Below are 12,636 nucleotides of genomic sequence, written 5' to 3'. Positions count from 1 at the left end.
TGGTTTTGATGCTTTGACGGAGGCAATTAGCCATTTAAGCCATAATATCAAGCAAATACTCTCATTTTGCCTTTAGGTTTACTTCTTTTCTCCTATTTACTCAAGAATGAAACAGCCCTGCCTTGAAAAAAGGGGGAAAAGTAAATTCTCCCCCCTTTTTTCAAGGGGGATGCCCGATAGGGCAGGGGGATCAAACCCCTCGGTTCCAGCAAGTCGGCTTGCTTGGTTCCGAAATCCTTAACCCGAACTCAGGTTAAAAGTGTCATTACGTTTTGTAACGTGGTCAATCAACTCAATCAACTCATTCAAAGAATCACTCAGTGCTTTGCAAGACTAACCATAGAAACGGAGTTGTTCATTCGACTCAGGTAAGAAGTTCTTAAATTTAGTCAGGAGCATATCATGAGTTTAGAAAATAAAGCCAAGACAACCGCCAAAAACGTTGAAGGCAAAGTTGAAGAAGCTGTGGGAAATCTAACTGGAAACCACGAAGCTCAAGCAAAGGGTAAAGCCAAACAAGCAGAAGCGGCAGTTGAAAGTGCCGTTGAGGATGTTAAAGATAAAGTCAAAGACATGACCAATTAATCCTGTCATTTCTTAGGAAGATTTAGATTCGGTTGGTTTCGATCTAAATCTTCCACTTCTGCATAGCTTTGCAGCTTAAGCAATTACAACAATTTTGGAGAATAAAATGATTTTATTTCAGCAAGCTCGTAAGTTTTTGCTCGTGGTTAGTCTGGTTGTATTCATCTCAACTGCTTCAGCTTTAAGCTGTGCTGCTGAAGGTAGTTGGGCAGGAACCTTACCGATCGCTGCGATCGACTACCCCTATGCTGAGATGGGCTGGGGCTTTGGAAAAGCCAAGGCAGTTACCAAAGATATTGAAGGCAAAACCCAAGAAGCGATCGGTAATATCACAGGCGATCCTAAAGACCAAGTAATGGGAAAAGTCAAACAAGCTGAAAGTAAAGTTCGCAATGCCGCTGAAAATGCGAAAGACAGAACAAAAGCCGTCACAAAAAACGTTGAGGGTAAGGTACAGGAAGCCGTTGGCAATATTACTGGCAACGCTAAAGACCAAGCAATGGGAAAAGCCAAGCAAGTAGAAAGTCAGGTGCTTAATGCCGTAGAAGACGCGAAGTCTAAGGGGCGAGATCTGCTCAAATAAGGCATTTATTCAGCTTAGCTGTGATGGATAAATTTTAAAACCTCAGATTTTGCAGGTAGAACTATCTTTTACTCTGCCTGCATTTCTATATGGCAATCCATTGCTTGCTGGCGTGGTACAGATTTCAACCCCCTCGTACTGAGCGAAGTCAAAGCACGGAACTTGAATTCCAATCCATTGCGAAATCAATGGATCTTGGTACTAGCGATTTTAGTTTTTAAGAGAGAAGAAAAATATGAATAACATCATTTGGACTGGCATTGTTGTACTCTTTATCCTCTGGCTGTTAGGGTACTCCATTAATATCGGGGGTGGCTTAATCCACTTGCTTTTAGTTTTGGCACTGATGGGAATCGTCTACAACCTATTGATTGGTCGCCGTATTATCTAAATTAACGAACCTGCTTCAACAGCAGTGATTTCCACTCCCTACGGGACACATACTACCCTACGAGACACCCCATATCTGAGATGGTTTTGATAGAGATCGTTAAGACTTGGAGTGCTCGACTTAAATCACCACTTATTCATTTGGAGAGCTATCTGTGAATCAAGATCCTCACGAACAAGATAATATCGATCGCAGACAAAGCCTGCGAACTGAAGAAGAAGCTTTTCGACTTCACCAAGAAGAGTCGCGACTTGAACTAGCCATTGGCAAACGCAGTGCCGCGTTTTTCTGGATTATCAATAGCATTTACCTTTTGGTGGGATTGGTTCAGACCCTTTTGGTGTTGCGCTTCTTGCTGCGGTTTTTTGGTGCAAATCCACAGAATGAATTTGCCCAATTTATTACTAATCTTTCTGCTCCCTTCATGGCTCCCTTCGCCACTTTGTTTACCAGCCCTACTTCTAGCAATGCAGCGAACATTTTTGATGTCAATATTATCATTGCCATTATCGCCTATTCGCTCTTAAGTTGGCTCTGTATCTGGCTAGTCAGATTTCTCTATGCTAGAACTTGGTGATGTGAGGGAACGTAGGCGATCGCTTAATGTAGCCTACAAACTTCAGACTCTTTTGTACAATTTTTTGAACAATTCACCCCCTAATTACAAGATAATGCTTCCCAATCTGCTGACTAAAATAACCCTCGACGATTTGATGCTGCTTAAAAAATTTCGCATTGAACGATTGCGAAGTATTTTTGCAGAAAGTTTATTGCCCTGTACGATGTACGTTAATTCTCAAAATGTATTAAATATTGATTGCCCTGAACCTTGGATTGTGAGTTCTTTGCTGATTAATATAGAAGAATTTTGCGATTATGTCTGGTTAATCTTAGGAGCTAAAGCCATCTCAATGTATTGCGATCGCCAATTAACCTACGTTAAAGTCTCAAACTAGGCACAACCATTTTTCTCCTTCGTTTAATTTTTAAGAAGCACCCGTTACCGAAGATTTTTTCTGCACCCCCATATAGATACTTGCCCTTTGACGCGCTTCCTATTCTCGATCTAGAAGCTGACTCAATATGCTTGAATAATATTCCAATTTCTCAATTAGCGATTTATTGCCAGCTAAGTTTTCCTGCGTTTTGTAACGTGGTTAATCAATTCATGCAATTCATTCAGGAAATAACCCTACAGTCTGTGATAGTAGTCGTAGAAACAGCATTGTTAATGTGACACAGGCAAGCAGTCTTCAAATTCAATAAAAATGCATCACGAGCTTAGTGGATAAAGCCAATGCAACCGCCCAAAATATTGAAGGAGAAGTTCAAGAGGCAGTCGCGAACAATGCGCGATCGCAGAGGTTAAAGCGTTCTAGTCACAACGTTTATGTCAAAGCGTTCTTTGGTAAATGAGAAGATCTCTAACCTAGTGTGGGAGAAACGATCCTATGTCAGCCCTATATGTCTGGGGCGATCGCCTAATTCTACGAATCAATCGTTTCAATCAAGTTATTACCAATATATTCGGAGAATCGCTCTATGAAATCTATCCAAATCTCTCTATCGAGAATATATGCAGTTCGCTTTTTAGCTGCTGTTCTATTTTGCGCGATCTTGGTATTTTCCAACGCAATCCCAGCGTTGGCAGATGCCCATCCAAACCCTAATGCCCAGTCAACGGGGATCCTTAGCAAGGCAAAAGAGGAACTTAAGTCTCCTCCTACATCTCTTGAAGAAGTTGAAGGAAAAGCCGATGGTGGTCTCAACGAGGTTCAAGGCACTATGGATAAGGACAAGATGTTCCGTTCTGACAGCTCTGGACCTGCGGTTGTCGAGCAAATTGAGAATGCTCTAGATAAAGCCATGAAAAAAACTAAGTAAGGTGACATTAGTTCTTGAGAGATCTCCCTTTTCGCTCTAAAAAGTGGGGTAGATCTCTCATCAACCTATATTCTTCTAATTCTTGTATGGGAGAACAGTAGGTTATCTAACGTAAATTCGGGTTAAGGACTTCGGAGTAAAGCAAGCCAACTTGTTGGAACCGAAGGGTTTGATCCCCCTGCCCTATCGGGCATTCCCCTTTTGTAAGGGGAAAAGTAAATTCTCACCCCTTTTGTAAGGGGGGTGGGAGATCCTTGGGATATATAGCATTTCATGTTCTCTTATCCCGAACTGACGTTATCTAAATAGATTAATTCAGGTAAGCATTTTTTTATTCAATTAGGAGCACATTATGAGCTTAGTAGATAAAGCGAAAGAGATCGTCCAAACCGTTGAAGATAAAGTTCACGAAGTCGTGAGCGATCTGACTGGAGATCGCAAAGATCGCGCCAAAGAAGAGTCAAACCCAGATGATTCTCTAGAATCTATTCCCCATTACGATCGACATATTGTCCCTGCTGAAACTGCCGCACGCCAGCATCGGGAAGGCGAGAACTTTGGGCATACTCCCCACGACCCTACGGATACCAAATCAATCCACACCACAGATGGTTACACGGTGGACAATGAAGGCTTGGTGAATAACTACGCGATCGAGCCAGAAATGTATGTCGATGTTCCTGGGGATTTACGTCAGCAAACAGAGCAAGAAGCGGAAGAAAGTGTCCATCAGTTTCATGAGCTATCTGAGGATGAGAAAGGTAAGCTGACATCAGAGCATGACCTACGTCACAAGGGGCCAGGCTTGGTTTAACACATATAAGAACCATAGACTCAGTCTAAACAGGAAAAGCATAAAGAGCGTTTAGGCTGAGTTTCGCTCTGTTCTTTAAAAAGAGGTTTGATAATTGCTATGCCATTCACTGAGATCACCCTTGACGATCTGATGATACTTGAGCAATTTCGCATCGAGCGGCTCCGAAGCTTTTTTGCCGAAAGTTTATTATCTTGCATTATTCAGATCGATCGCCACAGTATGCTGACCATTCACTGCCCAAAGCCCTGGATAGTGGATACTTTACTTATGGAAATAGAAGATTTATGCGATTACGTATGGCTGATTTTAGGCGTTGAATCGCTCTCGCTATATCTCGTCCATGAGGAAATCTTTCACATCGGAAATTACAGGGCTGATAGCGCAAATTGTAAGTTGTGCCAGCGAATCTGACGGGGCTTCTATCTTGCATCAAGAAGTTACTATCGGCTCTGCTATGACGAAGTTTGCAACAAAGAACCACCGATCGCTTCATAGACTAAAACCAAATATCAGGAATTAATTTATGTCTTCCAATCATGCCTCTCTTTACGCAACCCGTATCGATCTAGCTGAAACAATTAGGATTCAGACGATCGCAATTCTCAACCAAACCCTAGCATCCACGATAGATCTCAAATCTCAAGTCAAGCAAGCACATTGGAATGTCAAAGGTCACAATTTTTATCAGCTCCACCTGCTGTTCGATGCTATGGCGACCGAGCTAGAAGAATTTGTGGACATGGTAGCGGAACGGATTACGACGCTGGGTGGCTATGCTCTAGGAACCGCACGCATTGCTGCCAAGCAGTCAGAGCTAGAAGAGTATGAATTTGATGCGGTGGATGGCATGGATCATATCGCGGCTTTAGCCGATCGCTTTGCTATTTACGCTAAGTCCATTCGTCAGGGCATCCATCAAACTGCGGATTTGGGCGATGCGGACACGACCGATCTCTATACCGAAGTTTCGCGTGCGATCGATAAACGTCTTTGGTTTCTAGAAGCCCATTTGCAAACCTCAGCGATTCATACACAAGACCGCTCAATTGCCGCTTATACCTTCGGCGTTGCGTAAATCTTGCCTCCAAACTCCCAGTTTTTAAGGCAAGAATCTCTTGCCCCCTAGGATGGAGGGATTGAGTAGGCGAGAAAATTTGATTTCAGTCCGATAACCATTTACTAGCGAGTTGAATTCATGGTCGAAAATCTGGTTGAAGCTGAATATACGGTTCACGATCTGATTCGGGGGCGCTGGAGTCCGCGTGCATTCTCAAATCGCACGGTCGAACGAGACAAACTGCTGATTTTGTTAGAAGCCTCTCGCTGGGCAGCTTCATCCTACAACGAGCAGCCTTGGGGCTTTATGATTGCCACCCAAGACCAGCCAGCCGAGTATGCCCATTTACTCAGTTGTCTGGTTGAATTCAATCAATCTTGGGCGCAGAGTGCCCCTGTGCTGATGTTGTCAGTTGCCAAACGATGTTTCGATAACAATGGGAAAGAAAATCGTCACGCTTTCCATGATGTCGGAGCCGCCACAAGTAACTTGGCAACTCAGGCGATCGCCCTAGATCTATTCGTTCATCAAATGGCAGGGTTTGATGTTGACAAAGCGCGATCGCTGTTTGGCATTCCAGAAGCTTGGGAACCAGTGGCAGCGATCGCGATCGGGTATTTGGGCGATCCGCAAACCTTACCCGCAGCACTACGAGACAAGGAACTCGAAACCAGAACTCGCAAACCATTAACTGATATGGTTTTCACGGGGAAATGGAGTCAGACATCAGACTTGGTTACGGATTAGGATTTGCCGAAGCATTGAAATTACACCATGAATACTTTTAAAGGAACTAAAATTATGTCAGACAAGCATGAAGTTACGAATTTATTCCCAACCCATGTTGAGGCGGAGGCAGCGGTGTTAGAACTGCAAAAAGCGGGCTTTGACATGACCAAGATTTCGATCATTGGACAAGACTATCAAACCACAGAGCATGTACGCGGGTTTCTGACTTGGAAAGATACTGCTAAGACTGGCGCTGAAGGTGCTGGCTATTGGGGCAGCTTCTTTGGCGGACTCTTTGGCATTCTCTCGGGTGCTGGAGCCTTGTTTATCCCCGGCGTAGGGCCAGTGGTTATTGCTGGGCCAGTTGTTGGTGTGCTAGCGGGCTGGCTCGAAGGAATGATTATTGGCGGTGTGGGTGCTGCTGTAGGTGGTGGATTGGTGGGTGCTCTCGTCGGCTTGGGAATTCCTAAGGAGAAAGCCCTGAAGTATGAGATCGGCATCAAAGCAGGGAATTTTATGGTGATTGTTTCAGGTACGGATGATGAAGTTGCCCAAGCCAAAAAAATTCTACAACATGCAGAACGGACAGCTAGTGAAGCCGTTACGGTTTAAGCAATTCTAATTGCTACCCAAGGGTTTGCTTCTTGCGAGCGATCGCTTGATCTCTTCTCCCAAACCCTACACAGAGAAGGAGGGTAGAACAACTTCCTGTCCCCTCTCTGTGTCGGAGAGGGGCTAGGGGAGAGGTCTACAAAACATCAGTTGAATTACTACAGAATTTGACTTCGGCTTCGATTCCATGCTGCCTGAATGAAGTCGATCTCTGACAAATGACCTAGTTAGGTCAAGGAGAAATCAATGGGAATTCAGTTGTCTGGGACTCATAAGACCACTTACAATGCTGTCTTTCAGCACCCGATCGCTCGGAATCTTCAGTGGCACGATGTGCGCTCGATGTTAAATGCCCTCACCGATGTCACAGAGGAGCACAACGGCAGTATCAAATTTGCGCGGAATGGCGAAACCCTGACGGTTCACCCTCCGCGCCACAAAAATTTCTCTGACGTTCAAGACCTGATGCAGATTCGTCACTTCCTTGAGCGTTCCGCTGTACCCGAACAGGCAGCGATCGCGGATGGGATTCACCTACTAGTCATCATCGATCGTCGTGAGGCAAGAATTTACAGAACGGAGATGCATGGCACTGTGCCAGAGCGAATCGTACCTTACGACCCCGATGGTTCGCACCGACACCTACACAATGTCGATGACGATGCGAACGGTCAGCGCCAGCACGAACTCAAACCCTTCTACGATGCGATCGCGCGATCGCTGAGCGGTGCAGAAAAGATCCTCATCTTTGGCAGTGCGACGGGAGCAAGCAGCGCGATGGACTATCTGCTAGCTGAACTCAAACAACACCATCACGAACTTGCCGAGCGCGTTATTGGTACGGTCATCGTAAACGAACAACATATGACCGAAGACCAGCTACTGGCAAAAGCACGGGAATTTTACAACTCCACTCCAACCCATGTAAAGAACGCGGAGATATAGATATGTCAAATCAAACCAGCGAACCCAATGTCTCTAATCGTAAAGCCTACATGGTAGGTGGCGGAATCGGCTCCTTGGCAGCCGCTGCCTTTATGATTCGCGATGGCGGTATCCAAGGGGGTAATATTACAATCTATGAAGCCATGCCTGTTTTAGGCGGAAGCCTTGATGGTGCCGGTGGTCCCAAATATGGCTATACCCTTCGCGGTGGAAGGATGCTGACAACTGATAACTACGAATGCACTTGGGATCTGTTCAAATCCATCCCTTCGGTAAACTTCCCTGACAAGACGGTGTTTGATGAGACGATCGCCTTCAACGATCGCCACAAGCCTCATTCCAGTGCGCGACTCGTAGATCGAAATCGTGCCAAGATCGATGTCGAGTCGATGGGTTTTTCGATGCAAGACCGCATTGAGCTGGTCAAACTCACCGAGGCTGACGAAGAGAAACTCGGCACCAGTCGCATTACAGATTGGCTATCGCCACCCTTCTTTCAAACTAATTTTTGGTACATGTGGTCAACCACGTTTGCCTTTCAACCTTGGCACAGTGCGATCGAATTTAGACGTTATCTCCATCGATTTATGATGGAGTTTTCACGAATTGAAACCCTCGCTGGGGTTAAGCGCACGATCTATAATCAATTCGATTCCCTGGTACGACCGTTGGTAAGTTGGCTGAAGGCACAGGGTGTGAAATTTGTGGTTGATTGCACGGTAACAGACTTCGATCTAAAGACCGAAGAGGACAAGATTGTCGTTAAGGCAATCAAGTACCGAAGCGATCGCAGGAAAGAAACCATGGCGATCGGTGATGACGATCTGGTTTTCTTTCAAAATGGTTCGATGACTGATGCATCGAGTTTTGGGTCAATGACGAAAGCACCCAAGCACCTGACTAAAAAAGACAGTGGTGGCTGGGAGTTATGGGAAAAATTGGCATATGACCATCCCGAGTTCGGCAGTCCATCGGTGTTTAACTCCACGATTCCAGAGTCGTTTTGGGAATCCTTTACGGTGACGCTCAAGGATACGACTTTCTTTAACCAGATGCAGGTATTCTCTGGTAATGAGGCTGGGACTGGCGGTTTGGTAACCTTCAAAGATTCCAATTGGCTCCTGTCGATCGTACTGGCGCATCAGCCCCACTTTATCGATCAACCTACAGATGTCCAAGTGTTTTGGGGATATGCCCTGCACCCCGATCGCATGGGTAACTTTGTGCCTAAATCGATGTCTGATTGTAATGGCGAAGATATCTTGCAAGAGCTTTGCGGTCATCTAAATTTCGATCTGGAGACGGTCGCATCTGCCAACTGTATTCCCTGCCGAATGCCCTACATTACCAGCATGTTTATGCCCCGTGCCCACACGGATAGACCGTTACCCGTGCCAAAGAACTCTAAGAACCTTGCCTTTGTCAGCCAGTTTGTCGAGATTCCCGAAGATGTCGTGTTTACGGTGGAGTATTCCGTGCGAGTGGCACAGATAGCAGTCTACGAACTCCTCGGCATTGAAAAAGAAATCCCGCCGATTCTGCATCACGATCGGTCTGTCAAAGTAAAACTTGATGCGGTAATTAAAGCATTTCAATAATTCGCCAATTCAAATCTGAAGTGTAACACCTAGAGGCTTTTGATGATTTCAGAATAAAGATATGAGAAAAGTTTTTCTAACATTATTTCTTGGGATTTTATCCTGTATTTGTATTTTAGCGATCGCCCCAATGCCAGTCATAGCTAACAACCTAATCCCTCAAGCCCAATTATCGGAAGCGATCGATCGCTTTTTAACTTCGCTTCCTCTTGACTATTTCACAATCAAAAGCATAGAAGATCTCAAAAATATTATCAAAAGCGACAATGCTTTATTAATTGATGTTAGGCAGCCTTCTGAATATGCTTCTGGGCACATTCCAAATGCCATGAATATCCCCTTGCAAACCTTAACCGCAAATCTTGATAAAATCCCCCAAAATCAGCCGATCGTTCTCTATTGTACAACGGGCTATCGATCGGCAATGGGAGTAATGACTTTGCAAATGTTGGGACATACTAACGTGAGGGCTTTTCCTCCCAGCATTCAGGGTTGGAAAGCAGCAGGAGAACCTTTGGAAAAGTAAGAGATAATTACTTGTGCTGCTAGACCCAATCGAGGATCGTGAGGGAGAGAAGAGATAAGTCTTCCTCTAATCAAAGGAATGAATTCAAAGAGAGGATTTTTTATGATTGGATATTTTCTGAGAAAGATATTTTCCCATTTCTTTTTGCTGTTAACTATTGTTTCGATGGTATCTCTGGGGTTAGGAACCTTTACGGATCTCCATGCAGCCGCAGCCATTACGCAACTTCAAGAAGCCCCTGGACAAATGGTTTACCAATCTAGGCAAACCCTCAAAGATCAGCATGGAAATAGCTGGCAAGCGATCGCATTTAAACGGATTCCTCCCAATGGTAAAACGAGCTTCGATCTGCGTTTAGTTGGTTTTCCAGGTATGGTAGACATCGATCGCAGCAAACCTTTATTGTTGGCTAATTCGCTAGGCGGAACCTTGACCGCTGATGATACTTCGAGTTTTATTTTTACGGATTTGTCAGCACCAGAACCTAGCGTAGGACAGTATAATCTTCAGCCGATATTGCCGAAGTTACAGGTAGAAATCCCTCTCATGTTGATTCTGTCAGCGAGCAATGGTGAAGAGATTCATCTATCGGTTCCACCATCTTTTGTGCAAGAGTGGCAAACGCTCTTTTCTGCCAAAGAATAGATCTGAGGAGTTGCAATTGGTTTCTGGGGTATGCCATTAATTCGTTTGTGAGATTTTGCATATGCTGACTCGACGACAAACTATTTTTGCCCTTACCGCCCTAGCGGGTGGGTCGGCTGCCTATGTAGGGGCGTCTTTTCATAATGCTGCGAGTCGATACAACGAGGCGGTGCGAAACACATGGCGAAATTCTGCTAACAATCCGCCTATTGGGGCATTTGCGATCGATCGCGAACTGGTTCGCTATGCCACACTGGCGGCATCAAGCCATAATACGCAATGCTGGAAATTTCGGATAGAAGCTCGGTCGATCGACATCTTGCCAGATTTGACGAGAGAATGCCCTGCTGTCGATCCCGATCGCCATCACATGTTTGTCAGTTTGGGCTGTGCAACTGAGAATTTGGTGCAAGCGGCGCAGGCTTTTGGTAAGCATGGAGCAGTAAGTTTTGACCCTGCGATCGCAGATATTGTAAAAGTGACCTTAGAACCATCCAAAGCAGTTAGATCGCCACTCTTTGAGGCAATTCCGACAAGACAATGTACTAGAGCCGAGTATGACGGCAGAAAATTAAGCAATGACGACTTGAAATCCCTTGAATCTGCGGGTCGCGGTCAGGGTGTCGATATTTTATTGGTTACTGAAAAAGAAAAGGTCGAGAAAATCCTTGAGTATGTGGTTCAGGGCAATACGATGCAGATGAGCGATCGCGCCTTTATGGATGAACTGGAATTCTGGATTCGATTTGGTTATGACGAAGTAGTAAACAAGGGAGATGGGTTATTTTCAGCTTCCTCAGGAAATCCAGTGCTTCCCCGATGGCTGGGAATGAAACTGATGAATTTATTTTTCTCGTCAAACAGTGAGAATGATAAATATGCCAAGCATATCCGTAGCTCTGCGGGCATTGCTGTATTCGTGTCCGAACACAATGATAAGCAACATTGGGTGGAAGTTGGACGATGCTACGAACGTTTCGCCTTACAAGCTACTGCCCTAGGCATCAAAAATGCCTTCTTAAACCAGCCTGTCGAGGTTTCGACTTTGCGATCGCAGTTCGCTTCCTTTCTTGGTATTGGCGATCGTCGTCCAGATCTGGTTGTTCGTTTTGGATATGGACTGGAAACTCCTAGATCGCTGCGGAGATCGCTGGATGAAGTAATAGACTGTCACAGTGATGCCTGTTAACGGAATTTTAGCGCAAATCTCAAAAGCTCCACTCCATTAGTGTGGAAAAAAATGCGGAGAAAGTATTTATGTCGGCAAAAGTTGCGCTTATAACTGGACAAATCATACCAATTTAAAGACCAAGGGTAACAGATCTAGCATGTGGTTAAGAATTACAGTGTCTTGCATTTCCTATCTGTTGCTTTCACCAATTAAATTGGTATCACAATTAATGATGGCGGTTCGTTTTTGCTAACTGCTGCCGATGGATCTATTGACTAGACATAGACAAAATAGCAATTGCGTCCCTTTTGCTTGGCCTTATAGAGAGCCCGATCGGTTTGCTCAAGTAAAATGCTTGGTTGTTGGGTTTCCGTAGGAACAAGTGTGGCAATTCCTAAACTAGTTGTAACAACATCACTTACATAAGAATTTTCGTGGGCAGTAGACAGATCGAGAATTGCCTGTTGAATCAGTTCAGTAACAATGATTGCGCCTTGTGTAGTTGTATTAGGAAGAATGACAGCAAATTCCTCACCCCCATAACGAGCTATTAAATCTGTAGAGCGCTGTAAGGCTTGTTTTACAGTCTGTGCCAGTGTTGTTAGACAAAGATCCCCTGCGGGATGTCCATATAAATCGTTGTAGCCTTTAAAACAATCAATATCCAATATAATCAAAGATATTGGTTGCTGCTCCCGTAGCGATCTATGCCACTCACGATGGAGCGATTCATCAAAGCATCGACGATTGCCAATTTGGGTCAAAGCATCCACAAGAACAAGATGTTCTAGCTCCTGATTTACTTTGGTTAATTCTGCTGCTGATTGTCTGAGATCTTGCTCGATCTGTTTGTGCTCAGTAATCTTCTGTTCTAACTGGACAACTTCTTGTTTGTGTTGTTCTAATTTTTGATGACAGTCTGCCAGAAGTTCTGGTTTATCTTCAAAGACAACACACTCATCTTCGACCTTACCAAATAGTTGCTCAGTCTGAACTTTTGTCACAAGGCGAACTCCCTTTCCCTTTTCCCGCGATTTGATGTCTTCTATAGCAGTTTCCAAGGGTCTTTCAGTATAAATCACAATCTTCGCTC

General features: G+C 44.7%; 18 protein-coding genes. 17 read left to right on the top strand and 1 reads right to left on the bottom strand.

Going from position 1 to position 12,636, the window contains the following annotated elements; translation table 11 throughout:
- The first annotated feature begins 402 nt into the window (after window positions 1-402).
- The 17 genes from ACP2WE_RS09285 (at window position 403) to ACP2WE_RS09205 (ending at window position 11,561) form a co-directional block, all read left to right on the top strand.
- Window positions 403-585: a CsbD family protein gene (locus tag ACP2WE_RS09285; RefSeq protein WP_425215268.1), complete on the top strand. Its 183-nt coding sequence runs from the start codon at window positions 403-405 to the stop codon at window positions 583-585.
- Between the two features lie 106 nt (window positions 586-691).
- A complete protein-coding gene (locus ACP2WE_RS09280; RefSeq protein ID WP_425215267.1) occupies window positions 692-1,168 on the top strand; it encodes a CsbD family protein in 477 nt (158 codons plus the stop codon).
- 235 nt (window positions 1,169-1,403) lie between these two features.
- Complete coding sequence (locus ACP2WE_RS09275; protein WP_425215266.1) at window positions 1,404-1,559, top strand: lmo0937 family membrane protein; 156 nt, start codon at window positions 1,404-1,406, stop codon at window positions 1,557-1,559.
- A gap of 154 nt (window positions 1,560-1,713) precedes the next feature.
- A complete protein-coding gene (locus tag ACP2WE_RS09270) occupies window positions 1,714-2,136 on the top strand; it encodes a YggT family protein (RefSeq protein WP_425215265.1) in 423 nt (140 codons plus the stop codon).
- A 136-nt stretch (window positions 2,137-2,272) separates the two neighbouring features.
- Window positions 2,273-2,515, top strand: a complete 243-nt coding sequence (locus ACP2WE_RS09265; protein ID WP_425215264.1) for a hypothetical protein — start codon at window positions 2,273-2,275, stop codon at window positions 2,513-2,515.
- Window positions 2,516-2,843: 328 nt separating this feature from the next.
- Entirely contained in the window at window positions 2,844-2,975 is a 132-nt protein-coding gene (locus ACP2WE_RS09260; protein WP_425215263.1) for a hypothetical protein, read from the top strand.
- Between the two features lie 126 nt (window positions 2,976-3,101).
- The gene (locus ACP2WE_RS09255; protein WP_425215262.1) at window positions 3,102-3,443 is read left to right on the top strand and encodes a hypothetical protein; all 342 of its coding nucleotides are present in this window, start codon (window positions 3,102-3,104) and stop codon (window positions 3,441-3,443) included.
- 352 nt (window positions 3,444-3,795) lie between these two features.
- Entirely contained in the window at window positions 3,796-4,257 is a 462-nt protein-coding gene (locus ACP2WE_RS09250) for a hypothetical protein (protein ID WP_425215261.1), read from the top strand.
- 99 nt (window positions 4,258-4,356) lie between these two features.
- Window positions 4,357-4,671: a hypothetical protein gene (locus tag ACP2WE_RS09245; RefSeq protein WP_425215260.1), complete on the top strand. Its 315-nt coding sequence runs from the start codon at window positions 4,357-4,359 to the stop codon at window positions 4,669-4,671.
- A gap of 112 nt (window positions 4,672-4,783) precedes the next feature.
- Window positions 4,784-5,335: a DNA starvation/stationary phase protection protein Dps gene (gene dps / locus ACP2WE_RS09240; protein ID WP_425215259.1), complete on the top strand. Its 552-nt coding sequence runs from the start codon at window positions 4,784-4,786 to the stop codon at window positions 5,333-5,335.
- 120 nt (window positions 5,336-5,455) lie between these two features.
- Complete coding sequence (locus ACP2WE_RS09235; protein ID WP_425215258.1) at window positions 5,456-6,064, top strand: nitroreductase family protein; 609 nt, start codon at window positions 5,456-5,458, stop codon at window positions 6,062-6,064.
- A gap of 54 nt (window positions 6,065-6,118) precedes the next feature.
- Complete coding sequence (locus tag ACP2WE_RS09230; RefSeq protein WP_425215257.1) at window positions 6,119-6,658, top strand: general stress protein; 540 nt, start codon at window positions 6,119-6,121, stop codon at window positions 6,656-6,658.
- A gap of 246 nt (window positions 6,659-6,904) precedes the next feature.
- Entirely contained in the window at window positions 6,905-7,603 is a 699-nt protein-coding gene (locus ACP2WE_RS09225) for a hypothetical protein (RefSeq protein ID WP_425215256.1), read from the top strand.
- A gap of 2 nt (window positions 7,604-7,605) precedes the next feature.
- On the top strand, window positions 7,606-9,201 hold the full coding sequence (locus ACP2WE_RS09220; protein ID WP_425215255.1) for an oleate hydratase: 1,596 nt from the start codon (window positions 7,606-7,608) through the stop codon (window positions 9,199-9,201).
- A gap of 61 nt (window positions 9,202-9,262) precedes the next feature.
- On the top strand, window positions 9,263-9,727 hold the full coding sequence (locus tag ACP2WE_RS09215; RefSeq protein ID WP_425215254.1) for a rhodanese-like domain-containing protein: 465 nt from the start codon (window positions 9,263-9,265) through the stop codon (window positions 9,725-9,727).
- A 102-nt stretch (window positions 9,728-9,829) separates the two neighbouring features.
- On the top strand, window positions 9,830-10,372 hold the full coding sequence (locus tag ACP2WE_RS09210) for a DUF3122 domain-containing protein (protein ID WP_425215253.1): 543 nt from the start codon (window positions 9,830-9,832) through the stop codon (window positions 10,370-10,372).
- Between the two features lie 61 nt (window positions 10,373-10,433).
- Window positions 10,434-11,561, top strand: coding sequence for an Acg family FMN-binding oxidoreductase (locus ACP2WE_RS09205; RefSeq protein ID WP_425215252.1), 1,128 nt, complete (start codon window positions 10,434-10,436; stop codon window positions 11,559-11,561).
- Window positions 11,562-11,818: 257 nt separating this feature from the next.
- Here the strand turns inward: ACP2WE_RS09205 and ACP2WE_RS09200 are convergent, their stop codons facing one another.
- Window positions 11,819-12,625 carry a diguanylate cyclase gene (locus tag ACP2WE_RS09200; RefSeq protein ID WP_425215251.1) on the bottom strand — a complete coding sequence of 269 codons (807 nt, stop codon included), beginning with the start codon at window positions 12,623-12,625 and terminating at the stop codon, window positions 11,819-11,821.
- Window positions 12,626-12,636: the final 11 nt, after the last annotated feature.

Origin of the sequence: Tumidithrix helvetica PCC 7403 (assembly GCF_965232925.1) — a bacterium.
Classification (GTDB): Bacteria; Cyanobacteriota; Cyanobacteriia; order Pseudanabaenales; family Pseudanabaenaceae; genus Tumidithrix; species Tumidithrix helvetica.
This window is presented reverse-complemented; position numbering and strand designations above follow the sequence as displayed.